Annotated in this window: 24 protein-coding genes; 22 read left to right on the top strand and 2 right to left on the bottom strand. The window is 67.1% G+C overall.

Annotated features, from left to right (window positions below):
• The first annotated feature begins 5 nt into the window (after positions 1 to 5).
• From ACUDCK_RS00990 to ACUDCK_RS00900, 19 genes are all read left to right on the top strand, one after another.
• Positions 6 to 635, top strand: coding sequence for an MlaC/ttg2D family ABC transporter substrate-binding protein (locus tag ACUDCK_RS00990; protein ID WP_054503731.1), 630 nt, complete (start codon positions 6 to 8; stop codon positions 633 to 635).
• Positions 636 to 810: 175 nt separating this feature from the next.
• A complete protein-coding gene (locus tag ACUDCK_RS00985; RefSeq protein ID WP_054503786.1) occupies positions 811 to 1,608 on the top strand; it encodes an ABC transporter ATP-binding protein in 798 nt (265 codons plus the stop codon).
• Positions 1,605 to 2,417 (top strand): ABC transporter permease, encoded by an 813-nt coding sequence (locus ACUDCK_RS00980; RefSeq protein WP_006388063.1) that lies wholly within the window; start codon positions 1,605 to 1,607, stop codon positions 2,415 to 2,417. The genes ACUDCK_RS00985 and ACUDCK_RS00980 overlap by 4 nt, the downstream gene beginning before the upstream one ends.
• A 5-nt stretch (positions 2,418 to 2,422) precedes the next feature.
• Entirely contained in the window at positions 2,423 to 2,668 is a 246-nt protein-coding gene (locus ACUDCK_RS00975; protein ID WP_054503732.1) for a BolA family protein, read from the top strand.
• Between the two features lie 2 nt (positions 2,669 to 2,670).
• The gene (gene murA / locus ACUDCK_RS00970; RefSeq protein ID WP_054503733.1) at positions 2,671 to 3,951 is read left to right on the top strand and encodes a UDP-N-acetylglucosamine 1-carboxyvinyltransferase; all 1,281 of its coding nucleotides are present in this window, start codon (positions 2,671 to 2,673) and stop codon (positions 3,949 to 3,951) included.
• Complete coding sequence (gene hisG, locus ACUDCK_RS00965) at positions 3,948 to 4,622, top strand: ATP phosphoribosyltransferase (protein ID WP_020925616.1); 675 nt, start codon at positions 3,948 to 3,950, stop codon at positions 4,620 to 4,622. The genes murA and hisG overlap by 4 nt, the downstream gene beginning before the upstream one ends.
• A 45-nt stretch (positions 4,623 to 4,667) precedes the next feature.
• Positions 4,668 to 5,972, top strand: a complete 1,305-nt coding sequence (hisD, locus tag ACUDCK_RS00960; RefSeq protein ID WP_020925617.1) for a histidinol dehydrogenase — start codon at positions 4,668 to 4,670, stop codon at positions 5,970 to 5,972.
• Positions 5,969 to 7,060, top strand: coding sequence for a histidinol-phosphate transaminase (gene hisC / locus ACUDCK_RS00955; RefSeq protein ID WP_175167271.1), 1,092 nt, complete (start codon positions 5,969 to 5,971; stop codon positions 7,058 to 7,060). Before hisD ends, hisC begins: the two co-directional genes overlap by 4 nt.
• A gap of 12 nt (positions 7,061 to 7,072) precedes the next feature.
• Positions 7,073 to 7,660: an imidazoleglycerol-phosphate dehydratase HisB gene (hisB, locus tag ACUDCK_RS00950; protein WP_006388056.1), complete on the top strand. Its 588-nt coding sequence runs from the start codon at positions 7,073 to 7,075 to the stop codon at positions 7,658 to 7,660.
• Between the two features lie 37 nt (positions 7,661 to 7,697).
• Positions 7,698 to 8,396 carry an imidazole glycerol phosphate synthase subunit HisH gene (hisH, locus tag ACUDCK_RS00945; RefSeq protein ID WP_054503736.1) on the top strand — a complete coding sequence of 233 codons (699 nt, stop codon included), beginning with the start codon at positions 7,698 to 7,700 and terminating at the stop codon, positions 8,394 to 8,396.
• Between the two features lie 57 nt (positions 8,397 to 8,453).
• A complete protein-coding gene (gene hisA, locus ACUDCK_RS00940; protein ID WP_006388054.1) occupies positions 8,454 to 9,194 on the top strand; it encodes a 1-(5-phosphoribosyl)-5-[(5-phosphoribosylamino)methylideneamino]imidazole-4-carboxamide isomerase in 741 nt (246 codons plus the stop codon).
• Positions 9,191 to 10,009, top strand: coding sequence for an imidazole glycerol phosphate synthase subunit HisF (gene hisF, locus ACUDCK_RS00935; protein ID WP_006388053.1), 819 nt, complete (start codon positions 9,191 to 9,193; stop codon positions 10,007 to 10,009). The genes hisA and hisF overlap by 4 nt, the downstream gene beginning before the upstream one ends.
• A 2-nt stretch (positions 10,010 to 10,011) precedes the next feature.
• Complete coding sequence (gene hisI, locus ACUDCK_RS00930) at positions 10,012 to 10,416, top strand: phosphoribosyl-AMP cyclohydrolase (RefSeq protein ID WP_025139940.1); 405 nt, start codon at positions 10,012 to 10,014, stop codon at positions 10,414 to 10,416.
• Complete coding sequence (locus ACUDCK_RS00925; protein ID WP_054503738.1) at positions 10,413 to 10,763, top strand: phosphoribosyl-ATP diphosphatase; 351 nt, start codon at positions 10,413 to 10,415, stop codon at positions 10,761 to 10,763. Before hisI ends, ACUDCK_RS00925 begins: the two co-directional genes overlap by 4 nt.
• Positions 10,764 to 10,778: 15 nt before the next feature.
• Positions 10,779 to 11,147: a histidine triad nucleotide-binding protein gene (locus ACUDCK_RS00920; RefSeq protein WP_049070563.1), complete on the top strand. Its 369-nt coding sequence runs from the start codon at positions 10,779 to 10,781 to the stop codon at positions 11,145 to 11,147.
• A gap of 14 nt (positions 11,148 to 11,161) precedes the next feature.
• Positions 11,162 to 11,389 carry a Sec-independent protein translocase subunit TatA gene (gene tatA / locus ACUDCK_RS00915; protein WP_054503739.1) on the top strand — a complete coding sequence of 76 codons (228 nt, stop codon included), beginning with the start codon at positions 11,162 to 11,164 and terminating at the stop codon, positions 11,387 to 11,389.
• A 71-nt stretch (positions 11,390 to 11,460) separates the two neighbouring features.
• A complete protein-coding gene (gene tatB, locus ACUDCK_RS00910; RefSeq protein WP_175167272.1) occupies positions 11,461 to 12,063 on the top strand; it encodes a Sec-independent protein translocase protein TatB in 603 nt (200 codons plus the stop codon).
• On the top strand, positions 12,060 to 12,851 hold the full coding sequence (tatC, locus tag ACUDCK_RS00905; RefSeq protein ID WP_054503741.1) for a twin-arginine translocase subunit TatC: 792 nt from the start codon (positions 12,060 to 12,062) through the stop codon (positions 12,849 to 12,851). Before tatB ends, tatC begins: the two co-directional genes overlap by 4 nt.
• Positions 12,852 to 12,956: 105 nt before the next feature.
• Positions 12,957 to 13,358: a helix-turn-helix domain-containing protein gene (locus ACUDCK_RS00900; protein ID WP_144656492.1), complete on the top strand. Its 402-nt coding sequence runs from the start codon at positions 12,957 to 12,959 to the stop codon at positions 13,356 to 13,358.
• Positions 13,359 to 13,431: 73 nt separating this feature from the next.
• On the opposite strand, the gene ACUDCK_RS00895 is transcribed toward ACUDCK_RS00900, so the two are convergent.
• Entirely contained in the window at positions 13,432 to 14,592 is a 1,161-nt protein-coding gene (locus ACUDCK_RS00895) for a trypsin-like peptidase domain-containing protein (RefSeq protein WP_054503743.1), read from the bottom strand.
• A 19-nt stretch (positions 14,593 to 14,611) separates the two neighbouring features.
• Between ACUDCK_RS00895 and ACUDCK_RS00890 the strand changes: the two genes are divergently transcribed.
• Positions 14,612 to 15,388, top strand: a complete 777-nt coding sequence (locus tag ACUDCK_RS00890) for a Nif3-like dinuclear metal center hexameric protein (protein WP_064527556.1) — start codon at positions 14,612 to 14,614, stop codon at positions 15,386 to 15,388.
• Positions 15,389 to 15,887: 499 nt separating this feature from the next.
• On the opposite strand, the gene mscL is transcribed toward ACUDCK_RS00890, so the two are convergent.
• A complete protein-coding gene (gene mscL / locus ACUDCK_RS00885; RefSeq protein WP_006388043.1) occupies positions 15,888 to 16,340 on the bottom strand; it encodes a large conductance mechanosensitive channel protein MscL in 453 nt (150 codons plus the stop codon).
• A gap of 140 nt (positions 16,341 to 16,480) precedes the next feature.
• Between mscL and petA the strand changes: the two genes are divergently transcribed.
• Positions 16,481 to 17,122: a ubiquinol-cytochrome c reductase iron-sulfur subunit gene (gene petA / locus ACUDCK_RS00880; protein ID WP_006388042.1), complete on the top strand. Its 642-nt coding sequence runs from the start codon at positions 16,481 to 16,483 to the stop codon at positions 17,120 to 17,122.
• A 74-nt stretch (positions 17,123 to 17,196) separates the two neighbouring features.
• Positions 17,197 to 18,585, top strand: a complete 1,389-nt coding sequence (locus ACUDCK_RS00875; protein WP_049070550.1) for a cytochrome b — start codon at positions 17,197 to 17,199, stop codon at positions 18,583 to 18,585.
• Positions 18,586 to 18,605 lie beyond the last annotated feature (20 nt).

Genomic DNA, 18,605 nt, shown 5'->3' with positions numbered 1-18,605 from the left:
TTTCCATGCGGTTTTCTTTTTTTCCCCTGCTCCAACGCCTGGCCTTTGCCGGCCTGCTAGGGCTCGCGGCAACGCCCGCCGTGCAGGCGCAGCCCAACGCCAACGGCGCGCCCAACGATTTCGTGCTGGCGGCCGCCAATGAGGCGCTGGACGTCCTGAAGGCCGACGGCGCCGTCAAGGCCGGCAACACGGCCCGCATCAACCAGGTCGTGAACGAGCACATCCTGCCTTACGTCAACTTCCAGAAGACGACGCGGCTGGCCGCCGGGCGCTACTGGCGCCAGGCCACCGAACAGCAGCGGACCGCCCTGGCCGACGCCTTCCGCGGCACCCTGGTGCGCACCTACAGCGGCGCGCTGACGCGCGTCACGTCGGGCACCACCATTACGGCCCTGCCGTTCCGCGGCGACCCCAAGGCCGACGACGCGGTCGTGCGCACGCTCATCAGCCAGCCCAACGGCCAGCCGGTCGGCGTCGACTACCGCCTGGAAAAGACGCCCCAGGGCTGGAAGATCTACGACATGAACGTCGAAGGCATCTGGCTGATCGAGAACTACCGCAACCAGTTCGCCCAGCAGATCAACCAGAATGGCATCGACGGCCTGATCCAGGCGCTGAACCAGCGCAACCAGTAACGATCCCGTCCGGCTTGTCCCGGCCCGGCGCGCCCCTGCGGTCCGCCGGGCCTGTCATTTTGGGGACGGACCATTGCGCCACGCCCCCACGGCCGCCGGGGCTATCGGCGCCTCGCGTAGCGGGGCGCTTATATAATGATCAATTCGCTCTTTGCCGGGCACCCTCGCCGCCGTCATGTCTGCCGTCAGTCTTGAGAACGTCTCCAAAATCTACTCGCCGCGCCGCAGCGGCTGGGGCAAGCTCACCGGGCGCGCGCCTGGCGCCGGCTTCCAGGCCCTCGACAATGTCAGCCTGAACATCGAGCACGGCGAGTTCTTCGGCCTGCTCGGGCCCAACGGCGCCGGCAAGACCACCCTGATCTCCATCCTGGCCGGGCTGGCGCATGCCACCGCCGGCCGCGCCACCGTCTGTGGCTACGACGTCGTGGCCGACTACAAGTCGGCACGGCGGGCGCTGGGCGTCGTGCCCCAGGAACTGGTCTATGACCCGTTCTTCACGGTGCGCGAGACGCTGCGGATCCAGTCAGGCTATTTCGGCCTGCGCAAGAATGACGACTGGATCGACGAGATCCTGTTCAACCTGGGGCTGGCCGACAAGGCCAACTCGAACATGCGCGCGCTGTCCGGCGGCATGAAGCGCCGCGTGCTGGTGGCGCAGGCGCTGGTGCACCGCCCGCCCGTGATCGTGCTGGACGAGCCCACCGCGGGCGTCGACGTCGACCTGCGCCGCACCCTGTGGGAATTCATCTCGCGCCTGAACAAGGCCGGCCACACCATCATGCTGACCACCCACTACCTGGAAGAAGCGGAAGCCCTGTGCGGCCGCATCGCCATGCTCAAGGGCGGCCACATCGTGGCTTTGGACACCACCCAGGCGCTGCTGGCCCGCGTCGGCGGCGTCGACCTCGAGGACGCCTTCGTGCGCATCATGCACCAGGACGACGCCCCGCAACCCGAAGGTATTCCGCAATGACGCAGCCCGCCGCCAATGCCAGCCAGCCGCTGGTGCAGCCCCGACTGGACGCGGGTTCCGGCTTTCCGACCCTGCTGCGCAAGGAGTTGCTGCGCTTCTGGAAAGTCAGCTTCCAGACCATCGCCGCGCCCGTCATCACCGCGCTGCTGTACCTGCTGGTGTTCGCCCACGTGCTGGAAGGGCGCGTCATGGTCTATGGCAGCGTGCCGTACACCGCGTTCCTGATCCCCGGGCTGATGATGATGAGCATGCTGCAGAACGCCTTCGCCAACCCGTCGTCGTCGCTGATCCAGAGCCGCATCACCGGCAACCTGGTGTTCATGCTGCTGCCGCCGCTGTCGCACCGCGACATTTTCGCCGCCTACGTGCTGGCGGCCGTGGTGCGCGGCCTGGCCGTGGGCCTGTGCGTGTGGGTGGTGGCGCTGTTCTTCGTCTCGCTGGTGCCGTCCAACCCGCTGTGGCTGCTGGTGTTCGCGGTGCTGGCCTGCGGCATCATGGGCGTGCTGGGCCTCATCGCCGGCCTGTGGTCCGAGAAATTCGACCAGTTGGCGGCGTTCCAGAACTTCCTCATCATGCCGGCCACCTTCCTGTCCGGCGTGTTCTATTCCATCCATACGCTCCCGGCCTTCTGGCAGGGCGTGTCCCACTGGAACCCCATCTTCTACACCATCGACGGCTTCCGCTACGGATTCTTCTCGGTGTCGGACGTCTCCCCCTGGCGCAGCCTGGCGGTGGTGACGGGGGTGTTCCTCGCGCTTTCGATCTATGCGCTGCGGCTCCTGGCCAGCGGCTACAAACTCAGGAACTGACGTCCATGCTTCCCACTCCCGCGCAAGTCCGCCAATACATCGCGGACGGCCTGCCCTGTGAACACCTCGACGTACAGGGCGACGGCTCGCATTTCGACGCGGTCATCGTCAGCGCCGCCTTCGAAGGCAAGCGCCTGATCCAGCGCCACCAACTGGTCTACGCGGCGCTGGGCGACCGCATGAAAGCCGAGATCCACGCTTTGTCGATGCGCACCCTGACCCCGGCCGAATACACCCAGGCGGGCAAGTGACCATGGACAAGCTACGCATTACCGGCGGTGCGCGCCTGCATGGCGAAGTCACCATCTCCGGCGCCAAGAACTCGGCCCTGCCGATCCTGTGCGCCGGCCTGCTGACGGCGGACCCGCTGACCATCGCCAACGTGCCGCACCTGAACGACACCGCCACCATGCTGCGCCTCCTGGGCCGCATGGGCGTGCGCGCCGAACGCGCCAACGACGGCATCGTGACCCTGCAGGCCGACCGCGTCGACAGCCTCGAAGCGCCGTACGACCTGGTCAAGACCATGCGCGCCTCGATCCTGGTGCTGGGCCCGCTGGTGGCGCGCTTCGGCGAAGCCCGCGTCAGCCTGCCGGGCGGCTGCACCATCGGCCAGCGGCCGGTGGACCAGCACATCAAGGGCCTGGCGGCGCTGGGCGCCGACATCAGCATCGAGCACGGCTTCGTGGTGGCGCGCGCCAAACGCCTTAAGGGCGCCTCGATCCGCACCGACATGGTCACCGTCACCGGCACCGAGAATCTGCTGATGGCCGCCGTGCTGGCCGAAGGCCAGACCGTGCTGGAAAACGCCGCGCGCGAGCCCGAGGTGGTGGACCTGGCCGAGCTGCTCATCAAAATGGGCGCCCGCATCCAGGGCCACGGCACCGACCGCATCGTGATCGACGGCGTCGAACGCCTGCACGGCGCCGAGCACCGCGTGATTTCCGACCGCATCGAGGCCGGCACCTTCCTGTGCGCCGTGGGCGCGGCGGGCGGCGACATCGTGCTGCGCAACACCGACGCCGGCATCCTCGGCGCCACGCTCGACAAGCTGACCGAGGCCGGCCTGGCCATCGAGACCGGCCCCGACTGGATCCGCGGCGCCATGTCGAAGCGCCCCAAGGCCGTGGGCTTTCGCACCCATGAGTACCCCGGCTTCGCCACCGACATGCAGGCCCAGTTGATGACGCTGAACACGGTGGCCGAAGGCACTTCGGTGATCGTCGAGAACATCTTCGAGAACCGCTACATGCACGTGCAGGAACTGCGCCGCATGGGCGCGGACATCGACATCGACGGCCACACCGCGGTGGTGCGCGGCATTGCCCGCCTGTCGGGCGCGACGGTCATGGCCACCGACCTGCGGGCCTCGGCCAGCCTGGTGATCGCCGGCCTGGCCGCCGATGGCGACACGCTGGTCGACCGCATCTACCATCTGGATCGCGGCTACGATCGGATGGAAGTCAAACTGCGCGCCCTGGGCGCCAATATTCAACGCGTCGTTGAACGCACTAGCGGCAAGGAATCGGCATGAGCAATGCCCCGCTCGCCCCGCTGACCCTGGCTCTGTCCAAGGGGCGGATCTTCGAAGAAACCATGCCTTTGCTGGCGGAAGCCGGCATCGAGGTGCCCGAGAACCCCGAAAGTTCGCGCAAGCTGATCCTGCCGACCAGCGATCCCGGCCTGCGCCTGATCATCGTGCGCGCTTCCGACGTGCCGACCTACGTGCAGTACGGCGCGGCCGACCTCGGCATCGCCGGCAAGGACGTGCTGATCGAGCACGCCGCGCAGCAGCCCGGCGGCCTGTACCAGCCGATCGACCTGAACATCGCCAAGTGCCGCCTGGCCGTGGCCGTGCGCAACGGCTTCGACTACGAAGCCGCGGTGCACCAGGGCGCGCGCCTGCGCGTGGCCACCAAGTACGTGCAGTCAGCCCGTGAACACTTCGCCTCCAAGGGTGTGTACGTCGACATCATCAAGCTGTATGGTTCGATGGAACTGGCGCCGCTGGTGGGCCTGGCCGACTGCATCGTGGACCTGGTGTCCACCGGCGGCACGCTGCGCGCCAACGACCTGGTCGCGGTCGAGGACATCATGCCGATTTCCTCGCGCCTGATCGTCAACCAGGCCGCGCTGAAGACCCGCGGCGAACGCCTGCAACCGCTGCTGGACGCTTTCGAGCGCGCCGCCTCCCGCAACGCCTGACCCAGGCCGCCGCCCCGCGCGGCGGCCGCCACCCGCCTGAACGCCATGGCCCTGATCAATCGTCTCGACTCCCGCGATCCCGGATTCGCATCCGCCCTGTCCAAGCTGCTGGCCTTCGAAGCCACCGAGGACGAGTCCATCGACCGCGCCGCCGCCGGCATCCTGGCCGACGTGCGCGCCCGCGGCGACGCCGCGCTGGTGGAATACACCCAGCGCTTCGACCGCATGCCGCACGCGTCCGCGGACACGCTCGAAATCCCCAAGGCCGACTGGCACGCCGCCCTGGCCGCGCTGCCGGCCGCCCAGCGCGACGCGCTGCAGGCCGCCGCCGAGCGCGTGCGCCGCTACCACGAACGCCAGCGCGCCGAGACCTGGACCTACACCGAAGCCGACGGCACGGTGCTGGGCCAGCAGGTCACGCCGCTGGACCGCGTCGGCCTGTACGTGCCGGGCGGCAAGGCCGCGTATCCGTCGTCCGTGCTGATGAACGCCATCCCGGCCAAGGTCGCCGGCGTGCAGGAACTGGTCATGGTCACGCCCACGCCGGACGGCGCGCGCAACCCCATCGTGCTGGCCGCAGCCGCCATCAGCGGCGTCGACCGCGTGTTCGCCATCGGCGGCGCGCAGGCCGTGGGCGCGCTGGCCTACGGCACCGCCACCGTGCCGGCCGTGGACAAGATCGTCGGCCCGGGCAACGCCTACGTGGCCGCCGCCAAGCGCCGCGTGTTCGGCGTGGTCGGCATCGACATGATCGCCGGCCCCAGCGAAATCCTGGTGATCTGCGACGGCAAGACGCCGGCCGACTGGATCGCCATGGACCTGTTCTCGCAGGCCGAACACGACGAACTGGCCCAATCCATCCTGCTGTGCCCGGACGCCGCCTTCATCGCCGAGGTCGAGGCCGCCATCGCGCGCCTGCTGCCGACCATGCCGCGCGCCGACATCCTGCGCACCAGCCTGGCCAACCGCGGCGCGCTGATCCAGGTGCGCGACCTGGACGAAGCCTGCCGCATCGCCAACGACATCGCCCCGGAACACCTGGAGATCTCCACCGAGCAACCGGAAATCTGGACCGCCAGGATCCGCCACGCCGGTGCCATCTTCATGGGCCGCTTCAGCTCGGAAGCCCTGGGCGACTACTGCGCCGGCCCGAACCACGTGCTGCCCACTTCCCGCACGGCGCGCTTCTCGTCGCCGCTGGGCGTGTACGACTTCCAGAAGCGCTCCAGCCTGATCCAGGTCTCGCACCAGGGCGCCCAGACGCTCGGCCGCATCGCCGCCGAACTGGCGCTGGGCGAAGGCCTGCAGGCCCACGCCGCCAGCGCCCAGTACCGGATCGACCAGCCATGAGCGAGGTCGCCGGCCGCATCGCCGGCACCATCCGGCCCGATATCCGCAAACTGACCGCGTATCCGGTGGCGCACGCCGAAGGCTGCATCAAACTGGACGCGATGGAGTCGCCCTACGAGCTGCCCGAGGCGGTGCGCGACGACCTGGCCCGGGTGCTGCGCGATACGCCGCTGAACCGCTACCCGGCGGCCGACCTGTCCGAACTGCGCCAGGCCGTGAAGACGGCCTTCGGCGTGCCTGCCGGCGCGGGCGTGCTGTTCGGCAATGGTTCGGACGAGCTGATCCACATCGTGGTGCAGGCCTGCTGCAACCCGGGCGAGGTGGTGCTGGCGCCGTGGCCGTCGTTCGTCTATTTCGACATGGCGGCGCGCTTCGACCACGCCCGCTTCGTCGGCGTGCCGCTCGCCGAAGATCTGTCCCTTGATCTTCCCGCCATGCTGGCCGCGATCCGCGAACACCAGCCCAAGGTGGTGTTCCTGGCCGTGCCCAACAATCCCACCGGCGGCGCCTGGTCGGACGCCGACATGGCCGCCATCATCGCCGCCGCCCCCGGCCTGGTGGTGGTGGACGAGGCCTACCAGCCGTTCACCGACCGCAGTTGGATGCCGCGCCTGCTGGACGCGCCCAACGTGGTGGTGATGCGCACGGTGTCCAAGATCGGCTTGGCGGGCCTGCGTTTCGGCTACCTGGCCGGCCACCCGGACTGGGTTGCCGAACTGGATAAAGTGCGCCCGCCCTACAACCTGGACGTGCTGACCCAGGCCGCGCTGCTGACGGTGCTGCGCCACAAAGCGGTGCTGGACGAGCAGGCGGCCCGCCTGCGCGCCGACCGTGAACCGCTGGCGGCGGCGCTGGCGGCGCTGCCCGGCGTCAGGGTATTCCCTTCCGCGGCCAACTTCATACTCGCGCGCTTTTCCGGCAAGCTGGACGGCAACGCCGTGCATCTTGCCCTGAAACAGCGCAAAATATTGGTTCGAAACTTCTCCAACGCCCATCCGCTCCTGGCCGGCTGCCTCCGCATCTCGGTAGGTTCCCCGGACGAGAACGCCGCTTTGCTATCGGCACTGCAAGACATCCTGAGTGCCTAATCGAGTCCTGACATGCGTACCGCAGAGATCACCCGCAACACCAACGAAACCCGCATCCGCGTGGCCATCAATCTGGATGGCACCGGCAAGCAGACGATCGACACGGGCGTGCCCTTCCTGGACCACATGCTGGACCAGATCGCGCGCCACGGCCTGATCGACCTCGACATCAAGGCCGAGGGCGACCTGCACATCGATGCGCATCACACGGTGGAAGACGTGGGCATCACGCTGGGCATGGCCATCGCCAAGGCGGTCGGCACCAAGGCCGGCCTGCGCCGCTACGGCCACGCCTACGTGCCGCTGGACGAGGCGCTGTCGCGCGTGGTGGTCGATTTCTCGGGCCGTCCCGGCCTGGAATACCACATCCCGTTCACCCGTTCGCACATCGGCGCCTTCGACGTCGACCTGACGCGCGAATTCTTCCAGGGCCTGGTCAACCATGCGCTGATCACCCTGCACATCGACAACCTGCGCGGCACCAACGCCCACCACCAATGCGAAACGGTCTTCAAGGCCTGTGGCCGCGCGCTGCGCATGGCCATCGAAGTCGACCCGCGCATGGGCGACGTCGTCCCCTCGACCAAGGGCGTGCTGTAAGCTGCGCGACCTCCCGCCACGCATCAGGTAAACCGAAGTGACCACTATCGCCATCGTCGACTACGGAATGGGCAACTTCCACTCCGTCGCGCGCGCGCTCAAGTACGCCGCCCCGGACGCGGACATCCGCATCTGCAACCAGCCCCATGAAATCGACGCGGCCGACCGCGTGGTGTTCCCGGGGCAGGGCGCCATGGCCGACTGCATGCGCACCCTGAACGAATCCGGCCTGCGCGAAGCGGTCGTCAAGGCCGCCCGCAGCAAGCCGCTGCTGGGCGTCTGCGTGGGCGAACAGATGCTGTTCGATTCCAGCGAAGAGGGCGCCACCCCGTGCCTGGGCCTGTTCCCCGGCGTGGTGCGCCGCTTTGCCGGTCCGCGCTTCGCCGACCCGGTCGCGGCCGACGACGCGGCCTGCGAGGCCGACACCGGCACGGCCGGCCCGGTCGATGTCCGCCCCGAGCGCCTGAAAGTCCCGCACATGGGATGGAACAAAGTGCGCCAGACGCGCTCTCACCCTATCTGGGACGGCATTCCGGACGACACGCATTTCTATTTCGTCCATAGTTATTACGCCGACCCGGCCGATACGAGCCTGACTGTTGGTGAAACCGATTACGGCGTCGCCTTTACCTGCGCGGTGGCGGCAGCTAACATTTTCGCGGTGCAGTTCCACCCCGAGAAGAGCGCCGAGCACGGTTTGCGCCTGTATCGCAATTTTGTAGACTGGCAGCCGTAAGCCCACCCGGCCGACGCGCGCCAGCCCGTTCAACCCCATATTTTCCCGCTGCCCACCATGCTGCTGATCCCCGCCATCGATCTCAAAGACGGACGCTGCGTGCGTCTGCGCCAGGGCGACCTGGACGATGCAACGGTGTTCTCCGAAGACCCCGCCTCCATGGCCTCGCAATGGCTCGACCAGGGCGCCCGCCGCCTGCATCTGGTCGACCTGAACGGCGCCGTCGCCGGCAAACCGAAGAACGAAGCGCCCATCAAGGCCATCCTGGACGCCGTCGGCGACGACATCCCCGTCCAGATCGGCGGCGGCATCCGCGATCTCGACACTATCGAACGCTACCTCGACGCCGGCATCTCCTACGTGATCATCGGCACCGCCGCGGTCAAGAACCCGGGCTTCCTGCAGGATGCCTGCGGCGCCTTCCCCGGCCAGATCATCGTTGGCCTGGACGCCCGCGACGGCAAGATCGCCACCGACGGCTGGAGCAAGCTGACCCGCCACGACGTGCTCGACCTGGCCAAGAAGTTCGAGGACTACGGCTGCGAAGCCATCATCTATACCGACATCGGCCGCGACGGCATGCTGTCGGGCGTGAACGTCGAGGCCACCGTGCGCCTGGCGCAGCACGTGCGCATTCCCGTGTTCGCCTCGGGCGGCATCGCCGGCATCCAGGACATCGAGGCGCTGTGCGCCGTCGAGGAAGAGGGCGTCGAAGGCGCCATCCTGGGCCGCAGCATCTACGAAGGCACGCTCAACTTCCAGGCGGCGCAGGCCCGCGCCGACGAATTGGCCAAATGACCACCTCCAGCAGTACCTCCGGGGCGGGCGCGCCCGCCCAGAGCGCGCTGACCCGCCGCATCATTCCCTGCCTTGACGTCACCGCCGGCCGGGTCGTCAAGGGCGTGAACTTCGTCAACCTGGCCGACGCCGGCGACCCCGTCGAGATCGCCCGCCGCTACAACGAGCAGGGCGCCGACGAGCTCACCTTCCTGGACATCACCGCCACCAGCGATGGCCGCGACCTGATCCTGCCCATCATCGAGCAGGTCGCCTCGCAGGTCTTCATCCCCCTGACGGTGGGCGGCGGCGTGCGCCAGGTGTCCGACATCCAGCGCCTGCTGAACGCCGGCGCCGACAAGATCAGCATCAACAGCGCCGCCGTGGCCAATCCGGAACTGGTGCGCGCGGCCTCCGACTACCACGGCTCGCAATGCGTGGTGGTGGCGATCGACGCGCGCCGGGTCTCGGCCGCGGGCGAAGCACCGCGCTGGGAAGTCTTCACCCACGGTGGCCGCAAGGCCACCGGACTGGACGCCGTGGCCTGGGCCCGCCGCATGGCCGCCTACGGCGCCGGCGAGATCCTGCTGACCAGCATGGACCGCGACGGCACCAAATCCGGCTTCGACCTGGAACTGACCCGCACCGTGTCGGATGCCGTGCCGGTGCCGGTCATCGCCTCGGGCGGCGTCGGCACCCTGCAGCACCTGGCCGACGGCGTCACCACCGGCCGCGCCAGCGCCGTGCTGGCCGCCAGCATCTTCCACTTCGGCCAGCACACGGTCGGGGAATGCAAGCGCTTCATGGCCGAGCAGGGCATCGAAGTAAGGATATGACGATGAGCAACGAACCCAGTTGGATGGCCGACGTCGTCTTCGACGAGAACGGCCTGATCCCCGCCATCGCCCAGGACGCCGACAATGGCCAGATCATGATGGTGGCCTGGATGAACCGCGAATCGCTGGCCGAGACCGCCGCCACCGGCCGCGCGGTGTACTGGTCGCGCTCGCGCCAGCGCCTGTGGCGCAAGGGCGAGGAATCCGGCCACGTGCAGCAGGTGCACGAGCTGCGCCTGGACTGCGATGGCGACGTGGTGCTGCTCAAGGTGCACCAGGAGGGCGGCATCGCCTGCCACACGGGCCGAGCCAGTTGCTTCTACCGCCGCCTGGAAGGGCAGACCGACCAGGCCGCCTGGGTTACCGTGGACCCGGTGCTGAAAGACCCCGAACTGATCTACAAATGACCAACTCGCCCCTGACCGCCCACGACGTCCTGGCCCGCATCGCCGACACGCTGGAGACCCGCCGCCCCGAGAATGGCGGCGACCCCAAGGCCTCGTACGCGGCCAAGCTGCTGTCCAAGGGCCCCGACGCCTTCCTCAAGAAGATCGGCGAGGAAGCCACCGAGCTGGTCATGGCCGCCAAGGACGGCGTGCCCGAACGCATCGTCAGCGAAACCGCCGACCTGTGGTTTCATTGCCTGGTGGCGCTGACGCACTTCAACCTGCGCCCCGACGACGTGCTGGCCGAACTGGCCCGCCGCGAAGGGCTGTCGGGCCTGGCCGAAAAGGCCAGCCGTCCCCAGGACTGACACGGAACCGGAAAAATGAGCGCCAACTGTATTTTCTGCAAGATCGCCGCCGGCGAGATCCCGTCCAAGAAGGTCTACGAGGACGAGGACTTTGTTGCATTCCACGATATCAACCCGGCCGCGCCGGTGCATTTATTGCTGATCCCTCGACGTCATGTCACATCCATGCAGGATATTACGGCCGAGGACGCAGGTTGGTTGGGTAGAATGATGGCATTGGCGCCGCGGCTTGCCGCTGAAAACGGCTGCACCCCGGGCCCTGATGGCGGGTTTCGCATCATGATCAATTCTGGCGTCGAAGGCGGCCAGGAAGTCCCGCATCTGCATTTCCACATCATCGGCGGTCAGCGACCCTGGAAAGGGCGCATGGCCCCCACTGCGTAATACGGAGAACCATCATGGGTAGCTTTAGCATTTGGCATTGGCTGGTCGTTCTGGTCATTGTGGCGCTGATCTTCGGCACCAAGAAACTGCGCAACATCGGCTCGGACCTGGGCGGCGCCGTCAAGGGCTTCAAGGAAGGCATGAAGGACGCCAACAGCGACAAGCCGACCGAACCCATCGCCCAGCAGCGCGTGGCCGGCGACACCATCGACGTGCAGGCCAAGGAAAAGTCCAACTCCTGAGCGCCTGCGCGTCCCCGGGCCCGGCCTGCACCGGCCGGCCCTCATAGCCTCAATTCCCGAGCGGCCGTCGAATGTTTGATGTCAGCCTCACTGAACTGATGGTGATCGGCGTCGTCGCGCTGATCGTCATCGGCCCCGAACGCCTGCCCAAGGTCGCCCGCACGGTCGGCCACCTGCTGGGCCGCGCGCAGCGTTACGTCAATGACGTGAAATCCGATATCCAGCGCGAGATCGAGCTGGACGAGCTGCGCAAATTCAAGAGCGAAATGGAGACCGCGGCACAGGATGTGCACCAGTCGCTGAACGATACCCACAACGCCTTGCAGGAGCCGGTGCAGCAATTCCGCGCCGAACTCGACGAAGTCGCCCGGGAAGCCAGCGGCAAGCCCGCGCTGACGGCCGGCGCCGAAACCACCGCCCCCGCCGACCCGCACGCCGCGCCGGCCGCGTCGGCCGACCCGCTGATGACGCCGCACGCGGCCCAGCCGGCCGAGCCGCCGCGAACCATCGCGCCGCCCAACCCGAACCTGAGCCTGGACCTGGATCCGCCCGCCGCCGCGCCGGCCGCCCAGCCCGCGCCCGCCCCGCAACCGGCGCCGGCGCCCGGCGCCCCGGCCGCCAGCGAGACCCCGCCGGCCAACAAGCCCGCCACGCCCTCCGGAACGACAACGTGACCCAGGACGCCTCCCAAGAAGACGGCCAGCAGGAAAGCTTCATCTCCCACCTGGTCGAACTGCGCACCCGCCTGCTGCGCGCCGTCGGCGCGGTGGTGGCGGTGTTCATCATCCTGTTCATCTACCCCGGCGCGTCCGCCATCTACGACGTGCTGGCCCAGCCCATGCTGGCCTCGCTGCCGCAGGGCACGCGCATGATCGCCACCGGCGTCATCACGCCCTTCATGGTGCCGGTCAAGGTCACCATGATGGCCGCCTTCATCGTCGCTTTGCCGGTGGTGCTGTACCAGGCCTGGGCCTTCGTCGCGCCCGGCCTGTACAAGCACGAGAAGCGCCTGGCGCTGCCGCTCATCATCTCCAGCACGCTGCTGTTCATCGCGGGCATGGCGTTCTGCTATTTCGTGGTGTTCCGAACGGTCTTCCACTTCATCGCCACCTTCGCGCCGCAATCGATCACGCCGGCGCCGGACATCGAGGCCTACCTGAGCTTCGTCATGACCATGTTCATGGCGTTCGGCATCACCTTCGAGGTGCCGGTGGCGGTGGTGCTGCTGGTGCGCATGGGCGTGGTGGAGCTGTCCAAGCTCAAGAGCGCGCGCGGCTACGTGGTGGTCGGCGCCTTCATCATCGCCGCGGTGGTGACGCCGCCGGACGTGGTCAGCCAGTTCATGCTGGCGGTGCCGCTGTGCCTGCTGTACGAGCTGGGACTGATCTGCGCGCGCATGGTTACGCCCAAGCCCGGCGCCGACGACGCCGTGAACGACGGCTCGCTGACCGAGCGCCACTGAACCCTCGCTGCCGACCCTGACGGGGCCCCTTGCGGGCCCCGTTGTCATTGCATAAACGGACTGTTTCCGCTTGTCCGGCGGCGACTGCAAACTTACATTGCAGCCATGTCGCTCGCCCTACGCCTGCGCACCCTGATGCGGTGGCGCGGCATCAAAAGCCAGAACCAGCTTGCCCGCATCTCCGGCGTGCCGCAGTCCTGCATCCACCGTATCCTCACCCGCGATGAACACTACGCGCCCACCCGCGCCACGCTGCAACGGCTGGCGCGGGCGCTGGACACGCAGGTCCCCTGGCTGGCCGACGGCATGGTGGCGCAGGCCGGCGCGGCGCCCCTGGCCCAGGAAGACGCGCACTCCGACGCCTACAGCGCCGAAATCTGCGCGCTGCTGCGGCATCAACCCGAAGCCGTGCGCAAGCGCGTGCTGCAGGTCGTGCGCCTGGTGCTCGACGCCCCGTGCCGTCCGCGACGCGCCCCCGCGTCGCGACAGCCTCAGGCCCGACCGTAGCGGCATCGGCGGCCAGCGTGCCACCTGCGCCGCCCATCCACGGCCATCGCCGGCGTGCCAGGTGACCGCCCCGTTATCGCGGCAGCCCCGGCCGCGTGCCCACCATCACCGTCAGCTCGGCCACCTTGCCGCCGCGCAACACGCCCAGCGTCGCGCGCTGTCCCGGCGTCAGTTGCGCGATCTCGGCCAGCAGCGCCGACGTATCCATCATCGGCTTGCCGTTCACCGTCTGCACGATGTCGCCAACCCGCAGGCCGCCCTTGGCGGCCGGGCCGTCGCGCAGCACGCCGGCGATGATCACGCCGCGCGCATCGCGGTCCAACTGGAACGCGCGCGCCAGCTCGGGCGTCAGGTCCTGCGGCTCCACGCCCAGCCAGCCGCGCTTGACGCCGCCGGTCTTGACGATCTCGTCCATCACTTTGCGGGCGATGTCGATGGGCGTGGCGAAGCCGATGCCCATCGAGCCGCCCGACTCGGAATAGATCGCGGTGTTGATGCCCACCAGGTTGCCCTGCGCATCCACCAGCGCGCCGCCCGAATTGCCCGGATTGATGGCGGCATCGGTCTGGATGAAATTCTCGTAGGTATTCAGGCCCAGTCCGTTGCGGCCCAGCGCCGACACGATCCCCTGCGTGGTGGTCTGCCCCACGCCGAACGGATTGCCGATGGCCAGCACCACGTCGCCGACCCGCAGGCCGCGGTCCGGCGCCAGCGTGGCCGCGGGCAGGTTGCGCAGGCTGGCCAGCTTCAGCACCGCCAGGTCGGTGTCCGGATCGGCGCCCACGACCTTGGCCGTATCCTTGCGCCCGTCCGCCAGCGCCACCTCGATGGCGTCGGCCGCCTGCACCACGTGATAATTGGTCAGCACGTACCCGTCATGATTCACCACCACGCCCGAGCCCAGGCTGGTGCTGGCCTGGCGCCGGCTGACGCCAGGCACCTGGCCGAACAACTGGCGCAGGATCGGATCGTCCGGCAGCGGCACCAGCGGCACATCGACGTGCTTGGTGGTGTAGACATTGACCACCGAGGGCGCCGCGCGCGCCACGCCATCGGCGTAGGAAACCGCCCCCGCCAACGGCCGCACGGTCGCGGCAACCGGCTGCGGCGTCGCCGCGGGCGCGGCGTCCGGCCCGACCAGCCGCAGCAGATCCGGCCGCAAGGTGGTGACGACGAATAGAATACCCAGGCAGACCGTGACGGCCTGAGCGAAGATCAGCCAATATCGGCGCATGTTTCTGATAGGACTAGCAATGAGTAAAGTGGACTCCCACGTCCTGGCCGCCTGGCTGGACGACACCCTGCAAGCCGCCCGTTTCAAGGACTACTGCCCCAACGGGCTGCAGGTGGAAGGCCGATCCGAAGTCGGACACATTATCACCGGTGTCACCGCCAGCGAAGCCCTGTTGCGCATCGCCGTGGAACGCGGCGCCGACGCGGTGCTGGTCCACCACGGCTGGATGTGGCGCAACGAGGACCGCCGCATCATCGGCACACGCCGCACCCGCATGGCGCTGGCGCTGAAGAACGACCTCAACCTCTACGCCTACCACCTGCCCCTGGACGCCCATCCCACCCTGGGCAACAACGCCCAGTTGGCCCGCGTCCTCGGCCTCGAACCCAAACGCCGCGACGACGGCGCCCCCCGCACCTGTGGCCCCGACAACCTGGTCTGGCTCGGCACCGCCCCCGACGTGGCCACCGTCGGCCAACTCGCCGCCCGCATCCAGCAACGCCTGGGCCGCCAACCCCTGGTCGTCGGCAACCCCGACCAGCCCGTCGCTCGCATCGCCTGGTGCACCGGCGGCGCCCAGGGCATGCTCGCCGACGCCATCGACGCCGGCGCCACCGCCTACATCACCGGCGAAGCCTCCGAATCCACCTTCCACCTCGCCCAGGAAACCGGCGTCGCCTTCCTCGGCGCCGGCCACCACGCCACCGAACGCTACGGCGTCCAGGCCCTGGGCCAGGCAGTGGCCGAACGCTTCGGCATCAAGGTGGAATTCGTGGACCTGGACAACCCGGTGTGACGGCAACGAAAGGGCATGGCCGCAACGCTGATCCGTGCGCGTACCCGCCCACCCGCAGCCACGCAGCCACGCAGCGTCTGAACGCCGCCGGGCCACCCATAACACTCACCGCAAGCGCGCAGCGCACACCCTCCCACTCCCCAGAAGCACGTATGCCAAAACCGGCTGCCCGCGCAGCCGGTTTTGGCGGGCAACACAAGCCCCTCCCATGCCGCCTCGGTCCAGCAGCGCATGAAACCTCGAAACCGGTAGCCCGGCGCGGGTGGTCGCGGGCGGGGCGCGCCGTCAGATGCGCCCGGCGGAAACCGAAGGCAGCCGCCGGCAGGCGGCAACGAGGTTGAGCTCGGGGCAGTCCGGAGCGAACGCTCCGGACCGCAATCGCAGGCGCGCCCCGCCCGCGACCGCCCGCGCCGGGCGGCCTACGAAGCCCACACCCCCCGCAAGCAATCAACCACTGAACCAACAAAAAAGCGCCCCGCAGGGCGCTCTTCCATTCACTTCAAGGCTGCTTCTTCAACAAATCCCGAATCTCGCGCAACAACGCCACATCCTCGGGCGTCGCAGCAGGCGCCGCCGGCGCTTCCTCGGCCTTGGTCCGCGCCTTGTAGATCGCCTTCACCATCCAGAAGATCACAAACGCCAGCAACACGAAATTGATAATGATCGTGATGAAGTTCCCCCAGGCGAAAACGTTGGCTCCCGCCTTGGTCAGATCGGCATACGTCATCGGCCCGTTGTAACCGGCCGGCATCGACAGCACCAGGAACTTGTTCGAAAAATCGACGGATCCGCCAAGCACGAAGTTCACCAGCGGCATGACGATATCCTTGACCAGTGAGTCGACGATTCTGCCGAAAGCCGCCCCAATGATCACACCAACCGCCAAATCAACCGCATTGCCTTTGACAGCGAAATCTCGGAATTCTTTGACGAAACCAGTCGCTTTGCTCATAAAAGCACTCCCTTCGTGATACGCCCACCAGTAGGCTGGCGCTATAATACGCGGTTGCTATGTTGTTACATATTCCCGCGAAGCCGATGCCGCAGAAGTGATGCTACTCGTAGAGCGGGCGCATCAACAAGGATAGGAAGATGAGTCAGGATACGCTGGTGCATGATGATGACGGTGCGGTTGATCCAAATCTGCCGCCCGATCCTTCGCGACGTTTCTGGGTAACCACCGCCTGTGCTGTGGGTGGCGTAGCAGGTGTCGCAACGGCAATACCGCTTGTGAGCACGTTTTCCCCTTCTGAAAAAGCCCGCGCGGCCGGCGCCCCCGTCGAAGTCGACATCGGCGATATCCCGGTCGGCACCATGAAAACCGTGGAATGGCGTGGCAAGCCGGTCTGGATCATCCACCGGTCTCCTGAACAGATCGCCGGCCTCAAGACCCAGGACGCGCTCCTGGCGGACCCTCAATCCAAACGCCCCGGCTTCACTCCCAAATACGCAGAAAACGAAGGTCGCTCGCGCAAGCCCGAGATCTTCGTCTGTGTTGGCATCTGTACTCATCTGGGCTGCTCGCCCACCTCGCACTTCGAAACGGGCGGCGGTGGCGGCATGGGCGCCTCCTGGCAAGGCGGATTCCTCTGTCCGTGCCACGGCTCCACGTTCGACCTGGCAGGCCGGGTCTACAAGAACAAGCCCGCTCCCGATAATCTCGAAGTCCCGCCGTACCAGTATCTCACCGACTCCCGCATCATCGTGGGCGTCGATGAAGACAACAAGGCCTGACGCTCGCGTCGCGCTTTTTTCCCGAATTACGTAAGTAAAACAAATACGCCACGTATTAGAGAAGGAGCCGTTACATGGCTGGCGAGAAAACCGTCGAGACGACAGGCCTGTTGGGCTGGCTGGATCGGCGCTTCCCGGTGACCTCCACCTGGAAAGCGCATCTGTCCGAATACTACGCACCGAAAAACTTCAACTTCTGGTATTTCTTCGGCTCACTGGCGCTGTTGGTGCTGGTGCTGCAGATCGTGACCGGCATCTTCCTGGTCATGCATTACAAGCCGGACGCCGAACGCGCGTTCCAATCCGTCGAATACATCATGCGCGAAGTCCCGTGGGGCTGGCTGGTGCGCTACATGCACTCGACCGGCGCCTCGATGTTCTTCGTCGTCGTCTACCTGCACATGCTGCGCGGCCTGCTCTACGGCTCGTACCGCAAGCCGCGTGAACTGGTCTGGATCTTCGGCGTCGCGATCTTCCTCTGTCTGATGGCCGAAGCATTCTTCGGCTACCTCCTGCCGTGGGGCCAGATGTCCTACTGGGGCGCACAGGTGATCGTGAACCTGTTCGCGGCCATCCCGTTCATCGGCCCCGAGCTGTCGATCTGGATCCGCGGCGACTACGTCGTCTCCGACGCCACGCTGAACCGCTTCTTCGCCTTCCACGTCATCGCCATTCCGCTGGTGCTGGTGGGCCTGGTGGCGGCCCACCTGGTGGCGCTGCATGAAGTCGGCTCGAACAACCCGGACGGCATCGAGATCAAGGAAGGCCCGAAGGACAAGTACGGTCGCCCGAAAGATGGCATTCCGTTCCATCCGTTCTACACGGTGCACGACCTGGTCGGCGTCGCGGGCTTCCTGCTGGTGTTCGCCTTCATCGTGTTCTTCGCGCCGGAAATGGGCGGGTACTTCCTGGAGTTCAACAACTTCATCCCGGCCGACTCGCTCAAGACGCCGCCGCACATCGCCCCGGTCTGGTACTTCACGCCGTTCTACTCGATGCTGCGCGCCACCACCGACGAGTTCACGTGGGTGCTGGCCGGCGCTTCGGTGCTGGGCGCCATCGCGCTGCTCGTCAAGAGCAACCTGAAGGGCTTCATGCGCATCGCGGTGCCCGGCATCCTGATCGTCGTGGCCGTGCTGCTGCGCGTGATCGACGCCAAGTTCTGGGGCGTGGTCGCCATGGGCGGCACCGTGGTCATCCTGTTCTTCCTGCCGTGGCTGGACCATTCCCCGGTCAAGTCGATCCGCTACCGCCCCACCTGGCACAAGTGGATCTACGGCATCTTCATGGTCAACTTCCTGGTGCTCGGCTACATCGGTACGCAGCCGCCCAGTCCGCCGTTGAACATCACGTCGCAGATCGGCACGCTGCTGTACCTGGCATTCTTCTTCCTGATGCCGGTCTGGAGCCGCCTGGGCACTTTCAAGAAAGTGCCTGACCGCGTGACGTTCCACGCCCACTGAGCCCCACGAAAATAACGGAC

This window comes from Achromobacter sp. CF-sbj1-Ac2-l (assembly GCF_052698165.1).
The sequence above is the reverse complement of the archived record's forward strand: the minus strand, read 5'-3'. Positions and strand labels throughout refer to the sequence as shown.